Raw genomic sequence first — 19,007 nt, forward strand, 5'->3', positions numbered from 1 at the left:
ATGACAAATTGACTTTAAAACGCTTACGACTATTAGTAAATAGTATTAGTCTTCTGCTTGGAACCTGGTGTCGCTGACGAAATGGCTGCCTGCCGCATGGCGCGAGAAGTGAGGAATCCGCCCTTCAAGACCGCGTGTATCTCTCACATTGCTCTCTTCGCGCTGATAGCCAATTCGGTTGCCAGGAATAGTAATAATGATTAATCGAGTGCTTGTTTTATAAACGCGAAGCACCGGGCCGGGCTGCCGTATTTAACGACGTCCAGGGCGACCTCTGATCAGCCAGGCCGGTAATTTGGAACACAATGCCATGAACGAACCGACGGATCTGCGTGATCCTGCGCCTGAGGTCTCCAAGCCCCGAAAGGCTCCTGCGAAAAACCCCAAGGGTCGCGTCACCATGACGGACATCGCCAGGGCCGCCGGCTGCTCGCAGGCGACGGTTTCGTTCGTGCTCAACAACACGCCGGGCATAAGGCTGTCGCAGCAGACCCGCGAACGGGTGATCGAGGCCGCGCGGGGTCTCGGCTATGCGCCACCAGCCTTCTCTGCTCTTCGCGGCCCTGTCGCCTCGTTCGAGGGGCTGGACGGGGTGATCGGCTTCGCGGTCGATCAACTGGCGACCAGCCCCGAAGCGGTCGTCGCCATCGAAGGGGCACGCCAAGCCTCGTGGAATGCCGGCAATGTCGTGCTGGTCGCGCAGACTTTGGGTGATTCCGTCATGGAGCCGCGCGCCATTGCGGCACTGACCAAGCGGGGCATTTCGGCGCTGATCTATATGACCATCTTCACGCGCGAGATCGTCGCGCCAGATTATCTCTACGGCCTCGACATCCCGGTCATCCTGCTCAATTGCTACACCGCCGACTACGCCTTTCCCGCCGTGGTGCCGAGCGAGATCGCCGGCGGGCAGAGCTCCACTCGCCACCTGATCAGTCATGGCCATCGCCGCATCGCCACCATCACCGGCGAGCCCTGGATGCAGGCGGCACAGGATCGGCTGAAGGGCTACCGCCGGGCGCTAGCGACGGCCGACATCCCGTTCGATGCGGAGCTGGTGGTCGAGGGCGACTGGTCGGCGAGCGCCGGCTACGCCGCGACCGTCAAGCTTCTGGCGCTCAAGGACCGCCCGACCGCCATCTTCTGCCAGAACGACCGCACCGCGATCGGCTGCTACGAGGCGCTCAAGGAAGCCGGCCTGCACATCCCTGGGGATATTTCGGTTATCGGCTATGACGACGAGGAAATCGCCCGCCATCTGTTCCCGCCTTTGACGACCTCGATCCTGCCGCATATGGCGATGGGGCAATGGGCGATCGAGCAATTGGAAGTTCCCGCACCGCCCGGCCGGGGCCGCTATCCCATCACCAAGCTTGAATGCCCGCTGGTCGAACGGGAATCGGTCGGTGCTGTGGCGCCCGCGCGCTCAAACGGTCCGACAACCAGCTGAGCATGGACCAAACCACTTCTGAAAATTGTGGAGTTCCGTTAAGCATCGATACCGGAAGGGAATTGCTCACCCCAACGGCATAATGCCTCAGCTCCAGCATTGAGCGCCGCTCCGCTTTCTGTCAACGAATAGACGACCTTGGTCGGCGATCCCGGATAGACTTCTCGGTTCACAAGCCCGTCGGCCTCCAGTTCACGCAATTGCTGCGTCAGCATCTTTTCACTGATCGCCGGAATCGACTGCCTCAACCGGCCGAACCTGCGAGACGCCGTTCCAAGCTCACAAAGAATATCCACTTTCCACTTCCCTTCGATCGCCTTGATCGCGGTTGCGAAGCCGCAATTGGCCGTCGGCTTACTCATGATGTTCTCCTTACCGTTGGGTAACCACTTACCTCCAGGTGCGTATTGTGCGCGCCATTCACTCCAGCATACCTCTGCCCGTGACGGCAAAACCATGGCGCCGGGCGCCTATTGGCATCTATTGGTATGGAGTGTTGCAATGAAGCTTTCAATCAGCGTTGTGGGGACGGGTCGTATGGGATCGGCGCTCGCCCGCGCCCTGCTTCAGTCGGGATATCGGACGACGGTCTGGAACAGGACAAAACAAAAGGCCGAACCGCTGGCCGCGCTCGGCGCCACTGTCGCGGGGTCCGTCCTCGAAGCTGTCAATGCGGCTGAGATTATCATCGTGAACGTAAGCGACTACCAGGCAAGCGCGGTTCTGCGCGACGATGCCGTTGCTTCAGCTATTCGCGGCAAGTTGATCGTGGAACTCACTTCGGGAACGCCGCATGGCGCACGCGAAGCCGCTGAATGGTTTGCCGAGCACGGAGCCAACTATCTCGATGGCGCGATCATGGCCACGCCGGATTTCATTGGCACAGATGCCGGGACGATACTGATCTCGGGGCCAAGGCAGGCTTTCGACGCGAACGAGGAGATGTTTCGTGCGTTGGGCGGCAATGTCCAGCATGTCGGGGAAGAACCGGGACGGGCAAACGCACTTGATAGCGCGCTGCTTGCTCTCATGTGGGGCGCGCTGTTCGGAGCGCTCCATGCGATCGCCGTGTCTCAGGCCGAAGAGATCGACCTCGGCGAGTTGGCACGGCAGTGGACCGCAACAGCGCCTGTTGTTGACGGGCTTATCGTCGACCTCATCAAGCGGACGAATGCTGGCCGTTTTGCCAGCGACGACGAGACGCTCTCGTCGATCTCCCCGCACTACGGCGCATTCCAGCATCTCTTGGAGCTGATGGAGGCGCGCAAGATCGACCGCTCGGTCGTCAACGCTTACGACGCGATCTTCCAACGGGCGATTGCAGCTGGCCACTTACATGATGATTTTGCCGCGTTATCGCAGTTTCTGGGAAAGTCCGGATAGGAGACCTCTCCGACCTGGATTGCGAGAAGGCCCTTTCTGACTGGCTGAGCGGATTTTCATTATGCAGCTTTCGGCCTTACTGAGGCGGATCATGCTTTACCGTCAGCCAGCGGGCCGTTTAACGGTGAGCTGCGTTCGGGCTTTGTTGTCCAAGCATGGGCCGAGTCAGGCCAGTGATCCGCATTAGGGGAATAGGATGCCTTTGACGCTTCTCATCGATTCGTATTGTGCTGCCTGGTCTGATGAGAACGCCCAGCAGCGGCGGGCGTTGCTGTCATCGGTCTGGAGCGATGGCGCAACATACACCGACCCTACAGTCCATGCGACTGGCGCGGAAGAACTGCTCGCGCACATCGCAGGAGTTCTGGCCAAGCATCCCGGTGCCCGCATCTTACGGACAAGTGACGTGGATGTTCATCATGGGATCGCACGCTTCGCGTGGAAGTTTCTGATGCCTGATGGATCGTCCTTCCCCGAGGGTTTGGACATAGCCTTCCTCGACTCCAGCCAGAAGCGAATAACGCGTATCGTCGGCTTTTTCGGGCCGTTGATAAGGTCTTCAGTGTCATAGGCCACGCACCAAATTATTCAGCCAGATCCGGTCGCAAGATCGTCGCTTCAGTTGGGGATATTCCGACAAGCTCTCGCCATCAAGCAGATCGACCAGCGCGTGCCAGCCCGTGCGCCACCAGCCGATCGATGATTTCGGAATAGCTGACGCCGCTTGCCGCCATCGCCTTGGAATACATGCTGATATCGGTGAAACCGGGAATGGTGTTGAGCTCGTTGATGAGGACGCGCATGTCAGGCGTCACGAAGAAATCAACGCGGGCCATGCCGTCGCAGCCGACCGCACGGAAGGCCTTTGCTGCCATCGCGCGGATCTTGCCCTCAATCTCCTGCGGCAGTTCAGCCGGGACTTTCAGCGCGGCGCCGTGCTCGTCGATATATTTGGCGTCGTAGCTGTAGAAACCGTGGCTCTGTGCTGGCATGATTTCGCCAGGACGGGAAACGAAGAGGCCGCCTTGCGTATCCTCCAGCACGCTGCACTCGATCTCGCGGCCTCGAATGAATTCTTCGGCCAGCAGCTTGCGGTCGTGACCAAAACCTTCTGTCAGCGCTGCCTCATAGTCTTTTTCAGCCGAAACCTTACTGACGCCGACAGAGGAGCCCTGCCGGGCCGGTTTGATGAAAAGCGGAAGACCAAGCACGCTCTCCAGTTCCGCAAAGGCCGGTGCGGCGCCGTGGTGGATTGTGACGGAACGCGCGGTGGGCAAGCCCGCCTCGTTCAGCAGCCGCTTGGCAATGTCCTTGTCGAGGGCGGCGGCCGAACCGAGTATGCCGCAGCCGGCGAGCGGCACACGCGCCACCTCCGCGAGCCCCTGCACCGAGCCGTCCTCGCCATGGAGGCCGTGCAGGGCGGGAAACAGGATGTCGATGGCAGGCAGTTCGTGAGGCGTGCCATTCGTCGGGATCGCCAACACCCGTCCTTGTCCGCCCGGCACCAGACAGACTTCTGTACCGGTCGAAGGTTTCGCCAGCGTGCCATCCTCGAAGCTGCTCAGCAGCCATTGTCCTTCGCGGGTGACGAAGACGGGAACGGCATCGTATTTCGCGGGTTCCAGCGCACGCATGACATTGGTTGCCGACAGCACCGAAACGTCATGCTCGGCGGAGCGTCCGCCAAAGAGCACGGCAATGCGCAGTCTTTTCGAGGTGTCGGCCATGAGCGTCTCCAAATGGTCTGGCAGGGATGCCGGCAGTAGGCACATTGGGTCTCGGCGCGCAGCCCGAACGGTTCCCGACGAAGGTCATGAAGTTATGTAGATGATCGACTCGTATACTCGTACACGAGTCGAGAGGTGGCCATTCAAGTCCGTGTCTGAGGTGCTTGGGTTCGGTCTCCTCCCCAGTGCTCCTCTCATTGAAGGAAGCGCAGCATGAGACCTGAATGAGGAGAGAATACGCTGCCCTCTGCCCTGCTTCGCAAGCAACTGGGGTTGCCTTGATCATAAACCTGTGCTTATCATAAACCATGATTTATGATTATGCAGGTATGGTCGCGCTGGCCGACCCCACGCGCAGAAAGGTATTCGAGCTTGTGGCCGAAGAGCCGCGTTCGGTAGCGAACCTCGCTCGAACCCTGCCGGTGTCTCAGCCCGCGATCTCTCATCATCTGAAGGTGCTGAGGGAGGCGCGGCTGGTCCGCGCCGAGCCTCGCGGCGCCAGCAACATCTACCATGTCGACCCTCATGGTCTTGGCGAGATGCGAGCCTGGCTCGACCAGATGTGGGGGAACGCGCTCGACGCCTTCCGAAACGAGATCAACAAAGCCAAGGAGCGAAATAATGACGGCGATCATTAAACCAGCGCCTGTGCGCAAGTCGGTCACCGTGGACGTGCCGGTTGCCACGGCGTTTGAAGTGTTCACGAGCGGGTTCGGACGTTGGTGGCCGGCGTCCCACTCGATAGGCAAGTCCGCGCTCAGGAGCGCGACTATCGAGCCAAAGGCAGGAGGCCGCTGGTTTGAGACCGGCGAGGATGGGACGGAATGCGACTGGGGCGAAGTGCTGGCGTGGGAACCGCCAAACCGCATCGTCCTGGCATGGCGGATTCGCGCCGACTGGCAATATGATCCGTCGCTGCTGACCGAAGTCGAGATCAACTTCTCCGAGGCCGGCGAGAACGCGACTCGCGTCGAGCTCGAGCATCGTCGGCTTGAGAACATGGGCGCGGCCGGCGAAGCGGTGCGTGAGATCTTCGACTCCGATCGCGGCTGGAGCGGTATCCTGAAAAACTATGTCCAGTTGATAGAGAAGCGGTAGGCCGCCAACCGATCGGCCAACACACTTACCCTTGAGTGCGTGAAAGGTGCGCTTCAATTCGCAATCCAAGTACTATAGTTAAGGACCAGGAGGGCGGCTTGCCGCTTGCTGAGACAACGACGGCGAAAGCATATTTTGCCCCAGTGTATGACGAGCCGTGCCGGTGAGATGAGACGAAACGGTCGAAGACAGGCTAGCATAAGGCCCGGCACTCTGCTCAGCATGGGTGCTGGTCTGCGGCTGCTCGCTTCATTGCTCTTCTTGATCTGGACCATTCCCGCGGCAACAGCCGAGCACGTCGCACAGGATCTTGCCAAGGGGCAAATGAGGCTCGGCGCGACCGAGCCCGTCACACACCCGACTTTCCTTGTCCGCGACATTGCACGCCGTGTTGCTGCTGAGACTTCCCGTTTCAAGACGGGAACGCCTGTCACTGCGGGAAACGGCAAGCCCTTTTGCATCATCCCGGATTTGCGCCTGCCGCTCGAAACAGCGTCAGCCGCACCGTTTGGTATAGGGTCCGAAGACCGGCCGAAACTGTCGCCGAACCGCGCCTTCGATGCGCGCGCGCCTCCGCTTCTCACGGCATGATCTTGGCCGCGCGACCGCGGCCCTCGGCTCCCAAAACTTTCACATCGCGTTCCCGGGCTCTCGTCGAGTTGCTCGCCGATCGGAACGCCAAAGCACTTGTCGGAGGCGGTTTCCGCCCGATATGGGCTGAACGGATAAGAATATGCTGCATTTTTCGCGCTGGAAGACCATTCTCATCTGGCTGACGGTCCTAGCCGGTGTCCTGTACGCAGCGCCCAATTTGGTTCCCGCCTCCACTCTGGCCTCGCTGCCCAATTGGCTGCCAAAGCAGCAGCTGACGCTGGGGCTCGACCTGCAGGGCGGCTCGCACATCCTGCTCCAGATCGATCGGCAGGACCTCGCCAACGAACGCCTCGAAGCGGCCCGCGACGAGGTTCGCACATCGCTGCGCGATGCCCAGATCGGTTATACCGGACTTGCCGGCACCGCCAATTCGATCCAGGTCCGCATTCGCGACCAAGGTCAGGTCGAAGCTGCGAAGAGCGCGCTCGAAAGATTGACGCAGCCGATCTCGACCGGACTTTTCATGAGCGGCTCCGTGACCGAGATGGAGATGGCCGAGCCGGAACCGGGGCTGCTGCGTTTTACGCTGACCGAAGCCGGGATCGACTACCGGATCGCCGCGGCGCTGACCCAATCGATCGAGGTGGTGGGCCGGCGCGTGAACGAGCTTGGCACGACCGAGCCGATCATCCAGCGCCAGGGTTCGGACCGTATCATGGTCCAGGTGCCGGGCCTGCAGGATCCGCAGCGGCTGAAGGATATTCTCGGACAGACCGCGAAGCTGACCTTTCAGATGGTCGACCAGTCGATTCCGGTCGAGGAGGCTATCTCCGGCCGCCCGCCGGCGGGCTCGACGGTGTTGTATTCGACGGACGAACCGCGGGTTCCGCATCTGATCGAGAATCGGATCATCGTCTCCGGCGAAAACCTCGTCGATGCGCAGGCAACCTTCGACCAGCGCACCAACGAGCCGGTGGTCTCGTTTCGCTTCGACAGCCGCGGCGCCGGCCGCTTCGGTCAGGCTACTCAGACCAATGTCGGGCGCCTGTTCGCGATCATCCTCGACAACGAGGTGATCTCCGCGCCGCAGATCCGCGAACCAATCCTGGGCGGCACCGGGCAGATATCCGGCAGTTTCACGGTGGAGAGCGCGAACGACCTTGCGGTCCTGCTGCGCGCCGGCGCACTGCCTGCCGACCTCACCATCGTCGAGGAACGCACCGTCGGTCCGAGCCTCGGCAGCGATTCGATCGACGCCGGCCAGTTCGCGTCAATCGTCGCCGGGTTCCTCGTCGTCGGCTTCATGCTGTTCGCCTATGGGCGACTGGGGCTGATCGCGAATATCGCGCTCCTGGCCAACGTCGCATTAATCATCGCCGTCCTGTCGGTTCTCGGCGCGACGCTGACGCTGCCCGGCATCGCCGGCATCGTGCTGACGATGGGGATGGCGGTCGATTCCAACGTCATCATCTTCGAGCGCGTCCGCGAAGAGAGCCGCCAAGGGCGCTCGATCGTGCAGTCGATGGATTCCGGGTTCAAACAGGCGCTGGCGACAGTCGTCGACGCCAATGTGACGACGCTGATTGCCGCCGTCATCCTGTTCTTTCTCGGCTCAGGGCCGATCAAGGGATTTGCCGTCACCCTCGCCATCGGCATCGTCACCACCGTGTTCACGGCGTTCACGCTGACGCGCTGGCTGGTCGCGTTCTGGCTTCGCCGGCAACGCCCGAAAACCATGCCCAGCGGTGTCATGCGACTGGTGCCTGACGACACGCGCGTGCCGTTCATGGCGTTCCGAAAGTACGCCTTCACGCTGTCCCTGCTATTGTCGATCGCTTCGGCCGCGGCGTTCTTCACTGTCGGCATGAACTACGGCATCGACTTCCGCGGCGGTTCGAGCATCGAGGTGCAAGCGAAGGGTCAGCAGGCCGACATCGGCAACATCCGCGAGCGCCTGACAGGTCTCGAACTGGGCGAGGTGCAGGTGCAGGAGTTCGGGTCGACCCGGGATGTGCTGATACGCATCGGCACCCAGGGGGGCGGCGACGTTGCCGAACAGTCCGCCGTCCAGAAAGTGAGAAGCGCGCTCGAATCTGACTACGAGTTCCGCCGCATCGAGGTCGTCGGCCCGACTGTGTCCTCGGAACTAGCCTTCAACGGCACGATGGGCGTGCTCGCCTCGCTGCTGGCGATGCTCATCTACATCTGGGTCAGGTTCGAGTGGCAGTTCGGGCTCGGCGCCATCATTTCGACCTTCCACGACGTGATCCTGATGATCGGCTTCTACGTCGTCGCGGGCATAGAGTTCAATTTGACCTCGATAGCCGCGATCCTGACTATCGTCGGCTATTCGATCAACGATACGGTTGTTGTCTATGACCGGGTCCGCGAGAACCTGCGCCGCTATAAAAAGATGCCGATCGCCGAGCTGCTCGACCTGTCGATGAACCAGACTCTGGCGCGAACGGTCCTCACCGGCGTGACGACGCTGTTCGCGCTGGCGGCGCTTTCGATCTGGGGCGGCGAGGTCATCCAGTCCTTCACGGTCGCGATGATCTTCGGCATCCTCGCCGGGACGTATTCCTCCATCTTCGTCGCCGGGCCGCTGCTGATCCTGTTCAGGCTCCGGCCGGGCGCCCTCAGTCCAGAGGAACCCACAGCGGCGAAAGAGCCGCCGGCGCGACCGGCTTTATGACGCAACGATGGGTGGTGCCGTCTCTTTGGGTCCTATCGTCTAGCGGATGGCGGATCGGACCGTGACGGCTCGAAGCTGATCCACGACGGCGTCGATTTCGGCGCTGGTCGTGGCTCGACCAAGACTGAAGCGAACGGCGCCCATGCCGATCTTCTCGGGCACGCCCATGGCCGTGAGCACTGGAGAGAGCTCGACCCGGCCGGCATGACAGGCCGAACCGGTCGATGCCGCGACGCCGTCGAGATGCGAAAGCACCTCGGCGCCGATCATGCCTACGAATGAAACGTTGAGCGTGTTGGGAAGGCGATGCTGAGGGTGCCCGTTGAGCACGACACGGTTGCCGAAACTTTCCTGCAGCGCGTCCCAAAAACGATCACGCAGCACGCGGACGCGCGCCATCGGCTCCAGGTCGCTGGCGAGCGCACAGGCCGTACCGAGGCCAACCGCGAGCAAGGCGCTTTCAGTGCCGGCGCGCCGGCCATGTTCATGCCCGGCGCCATGGATCAGCGGCTCGAGCCTGACCCCGCCTCGGACATAAAGCGCACCGACACCCTTTGGTGCATAGAGTTTGTGGCCGGCGATGGTCAGCAAATCGACGCCAAGCGTGTCGACCTTGCTTGCAATCTTGCCGACCGACTGCGCTGCGTCGGTGTGAAACCGGACCCCACGTTCCCGCGCAACAGCACCGATCTCCTCGATCGGCTGGATCGTGCCAACTTCATTGTTGGCGTGCATGACGCTGATCAGGATGGTGCGCGGCGTGATGGCACGACGCACGTCCTCGGGATTGACCCGGCCCGTGCTGTCGACCGGCACATAGGTCACTGCCGCGCCGAGCTCCTCGAGAAACCGGCAAGGCGCGAGAATGGCCGGGTGCTCGACCGTGGTGGTGACGATGTGCTCGCCCTTGTGCCTCAGCGCGAAGAACGTGCCCTTGATCGCCAGGTTGTTGGCCTCGCTGCCGCCGCTTGTGAACACGATCTCGTCGGGGGCGCAGTCGAGTAGTGCCGCAACCTGGCCGCGGGCCTTCTCCAGCGCAGCCTTCGCCGGCATGCTCGCCCAATGGCCGCTCGACGGATTGCCGAAAGCCTCATCCAAATATGGCCGCATGGCAGCCGTGACGGCCGGATCGATCGGCGTGCTCGCGTTGTAGTCGAGGTAGATCGACGTCATGTTCGGGAGCCTCCTTCGCGGCTTGTCGCCCGGCGATCAGCTGCGCGCGGCTACTGCCGCATGAATGCCTGCACCTCTTCGGGTGTCACTTTGCCGTCTTTGTTTGCATCGACCTTGTCGAAGATTCGCTTATGGATAGCGGTGATCTCTTCGAAGGAAAGCGCGCTGTCGCCATCCGTGTCGGCAATGGCGAACATGATCTTCATCATGTGCCCACGCATGCGCATCATCGGCATTGCGCCCATCATGCCGGGCTGTTTCATCTCGCACATCATGCCCTGACCCATGCCTTGGCCCATCATGCCTTGACCCATCATTCCGGGAGGCATCATGCCGGGTTGAGCGGGCTGTGCCCCTTGGTCTTGTCCCGCCATATCTCCAGGCTCGGTGGACGGCGCCGCCTGTGCGACCGTCGTATCGGGATGGTGCGGATCGGCTGCGGTCGTTTGCGCGGCGGCTATAGCCGTCATGCCGGCGGCGACAATTGCGGCGAGCGCGGCCACGCGTGTCAATGAAATCAACGTCATAGCATCCTCCTTCCTCTCATGGGCTCGGCAGTTTTGACCCACTGGCGGCTCTGCGGCCGGAAATGCTTTGGGCTCTTTCCGTACTGCCGGCAAACTGCCGGTCGCGGTCAAATTCCAATATAGGCCCAACGGGCAGCGCGGCGAGCTTGCGCCGGATCAATTGCTTGGGCAGCGATCTGCCGCCGCTGTCATGTTGCCCTCCTCGCGGACGGATGAGCCTCGGTTTCGCTCATCACAACAGCCACGACTACCCCTGAGAGAAACGTCAGCGCGGCGATCGATGTGATCGCCCATGACAGCCCGAAGCTGTCGGCGATGAGGCCGGCGGAGAGCGCGCCGATCGCGTAGCCGAGATCCCGCCAGAAGCGGTAGACGCTGAGTGAGCGGGCGCGCCAGGTCGGATGCGAGGCGTCGGAGACGGCTGCGATCAGGCTTGGGTAGACCATCGCCGTGCCGAGGCCGAGCAGAAGGCTGCCGACGATCCACCACTCGAACTGGCGCGTCGCCGCGGTGAGAAACAGACCCGCGGCCTGTACCCACATGCCGGCGACGATCAGGCCCTTGCGCCCCCAGCGATCGCTCAAGGGGCCTGTGGCGATCTGCAGGACACCCCATGTCGCGGGATAGACCGCCTTGAGGATGCCGATGCGCTCGACGCCGAGACCGAAGGAAGCGAAGAATAATGGGAAAATGCCCCAGCTCATGCCGTCGTTGAGATTGTTGACGAGGCCGGCCTGCGAAGCGGCGAACAGGTTGCGATCCCCGAACGAGGTGAGCGCGAAGACTTCCCGAAAGCTGATCGGCGCGGACTGCTGCGCGTGGGACGAAGCTTCCAGCCGAACGTGGTCCCGCGTGTCGCGCACGAGCAGGATCGACAGTGCGGCACCGACGACCGCATAACCGATGCCGAGATAGATCGGCACTGGCCGAAGTCCGTATTGTGAGGCGAGATAGCCGGTCAGGAACGCCGTCACCCCGACGGCGAGATAGCCGGCGAACTCGTTAAGACCAACGGCAAGGCCGCGCGACTTCGGCCCGACGAGATCGACTTTCATGATCACGGTCATCGACCAGGCGAGCCCCTGGTTGATGCCGAGCAATGCGTTGGCCGCAATCACCCATTCCCAGGTCGGCGCCCAGATGATCATGAACGGCACCGGCAGGCCGACCAGCCATCCCAAGACGAGCACGCGCTTGCGGCCCCACGCGTCGGCAAGCTGCCCCGAGACCAGATTGGCGAGCGCCTTGACGACGCCGAAGCTGACGATGAAGGAGACGATGAGCGTTGTCGACGTGACGTGGAACTCTTCCGATCCGATCAGCGGCACCACCGTTCGTTCTATCCCGACCATGCCGCCGACAAAGGCGTTGATCACGACGAGCAGCGCGAATTGCGGCCAGTTCTCTCTGAGGCCTAGCCTGACGGGTGAACCCGCCTTGCCTGGCACCGATGCCGCTTCGTCCATGGGTCAGGCCGCCGCCGCAGCCAAGGCGGAATTGGCGGCCCGGAGCGCCGCGGCCTCGGGCGGAGCCGGGGGAATCTCGGCGAGCATGAAGCGGATGAACGCGGCTTCGTCCTCGATCCGCAAGGCCTCGTTGTGGCGTTTCTCGAAACCGATGGTCGACCAGGGCTTGCCGCTCAGGCGCCGGCCGCAGACCGAGCCAGCATAGGCGCCGGGGAGAACCTCGACATGATCTGGGAGAGCCTTGAGCCGACCGGCGCTGTGAAACATATCCTTTGCGCCTTGCTCGGCGCTGACGGCGAGTTCGGTGCGACCGAGATCGCCGACCATCAGCGTGTGGCCGGTCAGCACGAACCATGGCTCGTCGGCACGCGTGCGGTCGCTGACGAGAATGCAGATATGCTCCGGGGTGTGACCGGGCGTGTGCAGGACGGTTGCGGCGACGTTGCCGAGCGAGAGGGCCTCTCCGTCGCGCATTCCTTTGAACGGGAACGCGACATACGCCTCCGCCCCGAGCACGTATGCGGCGCCCGCCGCTTCGGCGAGCGCGCGGCCGACAGAGAGATGGTCGGCATGAACATGCGTGTCGACGACGAAGTGGATGCGCATGCCGGCGTCTTCGGCGGCGCGCAGGTAAAACTCGATGTCGCCGGCCGGATCGACGACGGCCGCGGCTGCCTTGCCGCCGCAGCCGAACAGGTATGAGACGCCGACTGGATCGGTATGAAGGAACTGGCGAAGGATCATGGTCTTGCGCGCCTCGCGACGACGGGCTAGAGACATTCAATCATTCCGCTGAATGTTCCACTGAGGAGAAGCCGTGTCAAGCACCGGACCGAAACAGGCGATCTACGCGAGCCTTGCCGAAGTGGCTCAGGCGCTCGGCCATCCGCATCGGCTCGAGCTTCTGGAGCACCTCGCGCAAGGGGTGCGCAGCGTCGAGGACCTCTCCGCGCGAGCCCATCTGAGCTTCGCCAACACGTCGCGCCACCTGCAGATCCTGCGGCGGGCTCGCCTCGTCGAGACGGAGCGCCGCGGCAAGCACATGCTCTATAGCCTCGCCGGCGACACCGAGGTGGTGGCGCTGATCAAGGCGCTCGGCCGCGTCGGCGAGCGAAATGTTGCCGAAATCGGCCGCGTCATGGCCGACTACTTCCGGGCTCGCGATGCGATGGAGCCGGTGTCGCGAGACGAGCTCGTCTCAAGGCTGCATGACGGCATGGTCACGGTTCTCGACGTGCGGCCAGAGGATGAGTTCGCGGCCGGACATCTTCCAGGCGCCCTCAACATCCCGCTGGCCGAGTTGGAGCGTCGCTTAGGCGAGCTAGAGGCAGATCGGGAAGTGATCGCCTATTGCCGCGGTCCCTATTGCGTTCTCTCGTTCGAAGCGGTCGCCGCCTTGCGAGAGCAGGGCTATCTCGCGCGTCGGCTCGAAGACGGCTATCCCGAATGGAAGACCGCCGGCCTGCCGGTCGAAACGGCCGCCTGAAACAGAACACGCGGGCGCTCACGCAGGTGATGAGGGCAGGCAGATCAGTGCTGCGGATCCATTCGACGACCTTTCTTTTCATGGCCCGTGCCTTGCGCGACATGGGCGATGGCTTCGTGGCCGTTCTGTTGCCGGTCTATCTCCTCGCGTTAGGCTTCACTCCCCTTCAGGTAGGCGTGATCGCAACGGCGTCACTGCTTGGTTCCGCGCTCTTAACCATCGTTGTCGGGTTCCTCGGCGTCCGTTACGATCACCGCCAACTCCTGTTTGCCGCCGCCAGCCTGATGGTCGCCACGGGCGTGGCCTTTGCTTTGGTCCATGACTACGCGCTGCTGTTGGTGGTCGCGTTCGCAGGCACCATCAACCCGTCGGCCGGCAGCGTCAGCGTATTCGTGCCATTGGAGCATGCGGTGCTGACACGCGAAGTCACCGATGCCGCGCGGACCAGGATGTTCGCGCGTTACAGCCTTGTGGGTGCGCTGGCAGGCGCGGTTGGCGCGCTCGTTTCGGCGACACCTGATCTTCTGGCTCCGGCCGGCCTCGACCAACTCGCCGGCATCAAGGCGATGTTCGTGCTCTATGCGTTTCTGGGTCTTCTCGGCGGCCTCCTTTACGCGCAGATTCCGCAGCGCCGTCCAGCGACGGACTCCAGCAGCGGGTCCGCGCTCGGCCCCTCGCGCAAGATTGTGTTCAAGCTCGCGGCGCTTTTCAGCCTCGATGCTTTTGCCGGAGGCTTTGTAGTCCAGTCGCTGCTTGCCCTCTGGCTTTTCGAAAAGTTCGATCTGTCGCTTTCGGAAGCGGGATTTTTCTTCTTCTGGTCCGGCGTGCTTTCGGCGTTCTCTTTCCCCGTTTCAGCTTGGCTGTCCCGGCGCATCGGACTGATCAACACGATGGTGTTCACCCACATTCCGTCGAGCATCGCCCTGATGCTGGCGGCGTTGGCGCCCACGCTGCCTCTGGCACTCGTCCTGCTGCTGATCCGCGCAGCACTTTCGCAGATGGACGTGCCGACGCGATCATCTTACGTGATGGCCGTCGTCACGGAGGCGGAACGGGCGGCGGCCGCGAGCTTCACATCAGTGCCGCGGAGTCTGGCCGCCGCAGTCAGCCCCGCGCTGGCTGGCGCGCTGTTCGCGGCCTCGTTCCGGGCTTGGCCCCTCCTCATTTGCGGTGCCCTGAAGATCACCTACGATCTGTTGCTGCTGATGCAGTTCCGGCATCTCAAGCCCCCGGAGGAACGGTGATGCGGCCTTGTCGCTTCGGCGCGTTTTACCACGACGGATCAATCACGCAGAAAGAACGTTGGAAGGTTGTCGATCACTTTCGGCTGGCTGCTCTTACTTTCATCGTCGTTGCTCGTCCGATTCACCGAGGTGTGACCCACCTAGAATATTCCACGCTCTCGGCGATTTCGATCGGGCCCGGGTGCAACTCGTCCCACTAGATTGTATAATGAGTATCGACTTATCGGTTTGAGCCATAAATGCGGCGTGGAAGACTTGATATGCTTCTGGCCTTTCTGGCCGTCGCACGGGAGGGCAGCTTCACGCGGGCTGCGGCGCAGCTCGGAATTTCGCAGTCCACGCTGAGCCACACGGTCCGTGCACTCGAAGAGCAACTGGGTATTCGGCTGCTGACCCGCACGACCCGCAGCGTTTCACCTACAGAGGCCGGCGCGCGGCTGCTGCGCAACATCGGCCCGCGCTTCGAGGAGATCGACGTCGAGGTCGAGGCGTTGAGCGAATTGAGGGAAAAGCCTGCCGGCACCATTCGCCTCACCGCCAGCGATCACGCATTTAATTCTGTTATCTGGCCGAGGTTGGCGAAGCTCCTTCCCGACTATCCCGACGTCACAGTTGAGGTGTTCCTCGACAACGCACTGACAGACATTGCAGCTGAACGGTTCGACGCAGGCGTGCGAATGGGAGAGAGCGTCGCAAAAGACATGATCGCTGTGCGCGTCGGGCCGGACATCCGCTTCGCCGTCGTTGGGGCGAAATCATATTTCGCCAAGCGGCCGCCGCCAATGACACCGCAGGAGCTAACTGGTCACATTTGCATCAACCAGCGCTTTTCCTCCAACGGCGGGCTGTGGGCCTGGGATTTCGAGCGAGACGGTCGCGAGCTGAAGGTGCGGGTGGACGGCCAGATCATCCTGAATGGCACCGTCGAGATTCTCGAAGCCGCGTTGGAGGGTTTCGGCCTCGCCTATATGCCGGAGGACGTGGCGCAGGCCCACCTTGACAGCGGTCGCCTTGTGCGGGTGCTCGACGAGTGGTCCCCGCCTTGGCCGGGATATCACCTCTACTATCCCAGCCGCCGCCAAACGTCCCCCGCTTTCGCTCTGCTTGTCAATGTGCTCCGCTATTCGGGCTGAGGCCGCCCACGAAACGGGCAGCGTGGCTCCCGCCGGCGCAAGTCCACTTTGGCTTGGCGCCCACGCGAAGCCGGCCTAGACGGCTTCAGTCAGCGGGCGCGGCCGGGAAAATCCGAAGCCCGCCAAAGCCGCTACGATGGGCGGCGTTCCCGGCGATAGCTCCAGTTTTACGCAGCTGTTATGCTCGCGGCGCACCAGCATGCAGATGTTCACAATCCGATCTGTCCACTGGGGGCGTGCCTGCTCGCTATGTCGCTGCTGGAGGGTGGCAAAATGAACCAATGGTTTTCTTCACTGCCGGCCTTGGCTAAGTGGACGATTGGCGTCATAGGTAGTGTCCTGATTGGAATGGGTGTTACTTCTGTTGTTACCGAAGTCGCCTCCGGCAAGGCCTGCTTCCTCAGTCAAGCACAAGTAATCCACACGGACCAGGGTCAGAAAATATTCCAAGTAGTTACCCACACAAAGAATTATGGCCGTGGATCCGTTAAGGATGTCAATGTTCGTTATGTCTATACTGTCGAAGAAGGTGGCGAACTAGGCGCGCGATTCGCAGATTTAATTTCTGAAAACCCGCCGGACAGCTCCTCCAGCAGATGCCGGGAGCAAAAAAGAGAGAATTGGAATGGGAGAAATGAGCTGACTGTGGAGTTCGTCGGGTGCGATTTTGAGCCTACTGAAGCCATGGACACATTTACGGGACCGTACATCCAAAAGGCTCGAAAGATCGTAACCACCGTGGAAAATGAGAGCGGGGCTCGTTGGGCGGAGACCATGCGGCTCAGCGACCGCGACTATCTAAGGCACATTCGATCAGAGTCTACGGGGACAAGAAGAGTTCAATGGCACAACATCAGGATATCTGTTTTGGTTGAAATGGGCGTTAGCACCCATGATCTGTCTTACGAAAAGTTAAGGGAGATTGAGCGCCAGCGTCGTGCATGCCCTAAGTTCCTAACGCCGAACTACTGCTGAGGAGTTAGCAGCGCACGCGTTGATTGATGGCGTCGGATAGGGTTGCCTTAGCATCGCCTGCCGCTGGGCAGCTTTCGGCTCAATGACATGGGTCTGGCGTGCTCTTCGACATGCCGGGAATAGCGGTGCAGGCCGCGCCGAAGCGCCACAGGGGCTCGCCCGCACGAAAACGTCTCTCATAGGTTGGAGGGCTTTCGCTGGCTACAAGCGCGTCCGGCGTGCTGCAGCGTAGATTTGGCGCGCCCGAAGAGATTCGAACTCCTGACCCCCAGATTCGTAGTCTGGTGCTCTATCCAGCTGAGCTACGGGCGCGCAACAGGCCATGCTTTGCATAGCCCGCGATCCGATCCTTAACGACCGGCCGCGATGTGACGTGTTCCCTAGCGACTGAATTTCCGAAAAGCAAGCCGATCCGGCAAAAGTTTTGCTGTTCGTGCTGGCCGGCTCTTTGTTCTGCGCAATTCCGGACGGAAAACCGTCACACACTTTTCCTGGAATTGCTCTGGATCAGGCCGGGCGGCGCAGGCCGTTGCGGGCCTGGTCGAGCCGGACCGGCTCGTCCGGGATGGTGACCGCGAATGTGGTGCGGCCGCCTCTGCTTTCGACAAGCTCCACCGTGCCGCCGTGAGCGCGGATCAATTCATAGGCGATCGCCAGGCCAAGGCCGGTGCCGCCGCTGCGGGCCGAGCCGCGGAACGCCGCGAACAGGTTCTCGCGCGCCTTCGGCGGCAGGCCGGGGCCGGTGTCGGTGACGGTGATACGGCTGACGCTGCCGACGCGCTCGGCCGACACCGCCAACCGGCGCACCACCGCGCTTTCCGCGTCCGCCGCCATTGCCTGCACGGCGTTGCGGCAAAGATTGGTGAGCACGCGAAAGAGCTGATCGGAATCGGCATCCACCTCGAAAGCCTGATCGACGGCGTTGACGAATTCGATGCCGCCTTCGGTGTCGAGCAGGCCATGGACGTCGTCGACCAGTTGGCGCAGCCTGAGCCTGCGGCGCGAAGGCGGCGGCTCCTGGGTGCGGCCATAAGAAAGCACACCTTCCGAGTAGGATACGGCACGATCGAGCGCGCGCAGCAGTTTCGGCGCGAAGGCCTGCACGGTCGGGTCCTTGACCTGACGCAAACGGTCCGACATCAGCTGCGCCGACGCCAGGATGTTGCGCATGTCGTGGTTGATCTTCGACACGGCGAGACCGAGATCGGCGAGATGCTTCTGCTCGGAGAGCATCTTCTGCAGCCGCTCCTGCATCTGCGAGAGCTCTCGCTCTGCAACGCCGATCTCGTCGGCGCGGGCGGCAGGGTGGATGATCCGCCCGGGGTCGTCGGGCGCCTCGGAGAAGGCCAGCATCGAACGCGTCATCGTCCGGATCGGGCCGATCATGATCAGGTCGATGGCGGCATAGACCAGCATGGCGGTGAACAGCGAGATCAGCAGCGAGACGAAGGCGACGTTGCGCGAATAGATGAGCATGGCATTGCGCAGGCTGTAGTCGGGCATGATCAGCTCGAATTCCTTGTCGCTGTCGCCGACCGGCCCGAAAACGCGCAGCATCCGCTCGCCACCGAAAAACAGCGTGTCCAAAGCACTGGTCATGCCCTGGACCAGGCCGACATTGGCAATGTCGATATGCTCGTCGACGTGCGGCGGCATTTCAGCCACGACCAGAAGGCGCGAGACGCCGCCGTCGCGCACGGCGATCGCCTTGGCGCCGATCGCCGTCAGCACGTCGTTCTGCGCGGCGCGCGACAGCGAGGCTGGCTCTCCCTGCACCAGCACGATCGAGACCGCCGCGGCGGTGCTCAGCCTTTCCTTCAGCCAACTCATTCGGTAGCTGGCGATCCAGGGCAGAAAGATAAGGACCTCGGCCAGAAGCACGAAGACGATCGTGAGCAGCAGGAGCTTTGTCGACAATCCACGCGACAAGGGCACAGTACGGGGCACCGTCCGAGCGGCGGCCGTCGCCCGGTCGGTCCCTTCGTCCGCGGATGGGATTTCACTCATGCTGCTTTTTCTTCACGATCACTTGATCAGCCAAGATTAGGCCATTGCG

At 62.0% G+C, this 19,007-nt stretch carries 17 protein-coding genes and 1 tRNA gene; 10 read left to right on the top strand and 8 right to left on the bottom strand.

Features of this window, described 5'->3' with window-relative positions:
- The first annotated feature begins 310 nt into the window (after positions 1–310).
- Positions 311–1,450 (top strand): LacI family DNA-binding transcriptional regulator, encoded by a 1,140-nt coding sequence (locus tag EOC94_RS14200; protein WP_164547061.1) that lies wholly within the window; start codon positions 311–313, stop codon positions 1,448–1,450.
- 38 nt (positions 1,451–1,488) lie between these two features.
- Here EOC94_RS14200 and EOC94_RS14205 read toward each other — a convergent pair whose 3' ends face one another.
- Positions 1,489–1,812 carry a helix-turn-helix domain-containing protein gene (locus tag EOC94_RS14205; RefSeq protein ID WP_126104030.1) on the bottom strand — a complete coding sequence of 108 codons (324 nt, stop codon included), beginning with the start codon at positions 1,810–1,812 and terminating at the stop codon, positions 1,489–1,491.
- 139 nt (positions 1,813–1,951) lie between these two features.
- Between EOC94_RS14205 and EOC94_RS14210 the strand changes: the two genes are divergently transcribed.
- Both EOC94_RS14210 and EOC94_RS14215 read left to right on the top strand, forming a co-directional pair.
- Entirely contained in the window at positions 1,952–2,833 is an 882-nt protein-coding gene (locus EOC94_RS14210) for an NAD(P)-binding domain-containing protein (protein WP_126104031.1), read from the top strand.
- A 196-nt stretch (positions 2,834–3,029) separates the two neighbouring features.
- Positions 3,030–3,404: a nuclear transport factor 2 family protein gene (locus EOC94_RS14215; RefSeq protein WP_127291203.1), complete on the top strand. Its 375-nt coding sequence runs from the start codon at positions 3,030–3,032 to the stop codon at positions 3,402–3,404.
- Between the two features lie 79 nt (positions 3,405–3,483).
- On the opposite strand, the gene EOC94_RS14220 is transcribed toward EOC94_RS14215, so the two are convergent.
- Entirely contained in the window at positions 3,484–4,560 is a 1,077-nt protein-coding gene (locus EOC94_RS14220; RefSeq protein ID WP_126104032.1) for a D-alanine--D-alanine ligase family protein, read from the bottom strand.
- A gap of 308 nt (positions 4,561–4,868) precedes the next feature.
- On the opposite strand from EOC94_RS14220, the gene EOC94_RS14225 reads away from it, so the two are divergent.
- From EOC94_RS14225 to secDF, 3 genes are all read left to right on the top strand, one after another.
- Positions 4,869–5,198: a metalloregulator ArsR/SmtB family transcription factor gene (locus EOC94_RS14225; RefSeq protein WP_126104033.1), complete on the top strand. Its 330-nt coding sequence runs from the start codon at positions 4,869–4,871 to the stop codon at positions 5,196–5,198.
- Positions 5,182–5,658, top strand: coding sequence for an SRPBCC family protein (locus EOC94_RS14230; RefSeq protein ID WP_126104034.1), 477 nt, complete (start codon positions 5,182–5,184; stop codon positions 5,656–5,658). The genes EOC94_RS14225 and EOC94_RS14230 overlap by 17 nt, the downstream gene beginning before the upstream one ends.
- Before the next feature lie 733 nt (positions 5,659–6,391).
- Complete coding sequence (secDF, locus tag EOC94_RS14235) at positions 6,392–8,947, top strand: protein translocase subunit SecDF (RefSeq protein ID WP_127291205.1); 2,556 nt, start codon at positions 6,392–6,394, stop codon at positions 8,945–8,947.
- A gap of 39 nt (positions 8,948–8,986) precedes the next feature.
- Here the strand turns inward: secDF and EOC94_RS14240 are convergent, their stop codons facing one another.
- The 4 genes from EOC94_RS14240 to EOC94_RS14255 form a co-directional block, all read right to left on the bottom strand.
- Positions 8,987–10,120 carry a cysteine desulfurase family protein gene (locus tag EOC94_RS14240; protein WP_127291207.1) on the bottom strand — a complete coding sequence of 378 codons (1,134 nt, stop codon included), beginning with the start codon at positions 10,118–10,120 and terminating at the stop codon, positions 8,987–8,989.
- A gap of 50 nt (positions 10,121–10,170) precedes the next feature.
- A complete protein-coding gene (locus EOC94_RS14245; protein WP_185928238.1) occupies positions 10,171–10,647 on the bottom strand; it encodes an EF-hand domain-containing protein in 477 nt (158 codons plus the stop codon).
- Positions 10,648–10,835: 188 nt separating this feature from the next.
- Positions 10,836–12,113: an MFS transporter gene (locus EOC94_RS14250; protein WP_127205277.1), complete on the bottom strand. Its 1,278-nt coding sequence runs from the start codon at positions 12,111–12,113 to the stop codon at positions 10,836–10,838.
- Between the two features lie 3 nt (positions 12,114–12,116).
- Entirely contained in the window at positions 12,117–12,893 is a 777-nt protein-coding gene (locus EOC94_RS14255) for an MBL fold metallo-hydrolase (protein WP_245461486.1), read from the bottom strand.
- A 37-nt stretch (positions 12,894–12,930) separates the two neighbouring features.
- Between EOC94_RS14255 and EOC94_RS14260 the strand changes: the two genes are divergently transcribed.
- The 4 genes from EOC94_RS14260 to EOC94_RS14275 all read left to right on the top strand — a co-directional run bounded on the left by EOC94_RS14260 (position 12,931) and on the right by EOC94_RS14275 (position 16,951).
- Positions 12,931–13,599 (top strand): metalloregulator ArsR/SmtB family transcription factor, encoded by a 669-nt coding sequence (locus EOC94_RS14260; RefSeq protein WP_127291209.1) that lies wholly within the window; start codon positions 12,931–12,933, stop codon positions 13,597–13,599.
- 29 nt (positions 13,600–13,628) lie between these two features.
- Positions 13,629–14,843, top strand: coding sequence for an MFS transporter (locus EOC94_RS14265; RefSeq protein ID WP_185928239.1), 1,215 nt, complete (start codon positions 13,629–13,631; stop codon positions 14,841–14,843).
- A 239-nt stretch (positions 14,844–15,082) separates the two neighbouring features.
- The gene (locus EOC94_RS14270) at positions 15,083–15,976 is read left to right on the top strand and encodes a LysR family transcriptional regulator (RefSeq protein ID WP_127204487.1); all 894 of its coding nucleotides are present in this window, start codon (positions 15,083–15,085) and stop codon (positions 15,974–15,976) included.
- A 273-nt stretch (positions 15,977–16,249) separates the two neighbouring features.
- Complete coding sequence (locus tag EOC94_RS14275; RefSeq protein ID WP_127291211.1) at positions 16,250–16,951, top strand: hypothetical protein; 702 nt, start codon at positions 16,250–16,252, stop codon at positions 16,949–16,951.
- 235 nt (positions 16,952–17,186) lie between these two features.
- Here the strand turns inward: EOC94_RS14275 and EOC94_RS14280 are convergent.
- A tRNA-Arg gene (locus tag EOC94_RS14280) sits at positions 17,187–17,263 on the bottom strand.
- A gap of 195 nt (positions 17,264–17,458) precedes the next feature.
- Complete coding sequence (locus tag EOC94_RS14285) at positions 17,459–18,958, bottom strand: HAMP domain-containing sensor histidine kinase (RefSeq protein WP_127291213.1); 1,500 nt, start codon at positions 18,956–18,958, stop codon at positions 17,459–17,461.
- Positions 18,959–19,007: the final 49 nt, after the last annotated feature.

Source organism: Mesorhizobium sp. M6A.T.Ce.TU.016.01.1.1 (assembly GCF_003997065.1).
Classification (GTDB): Bacteria; Pseudomonadota; Alphaproteobacteria; order Rhizobiales; family Rhizobiaceae; genus Mesorhizobium; species Mesorhizobium mediterraneum.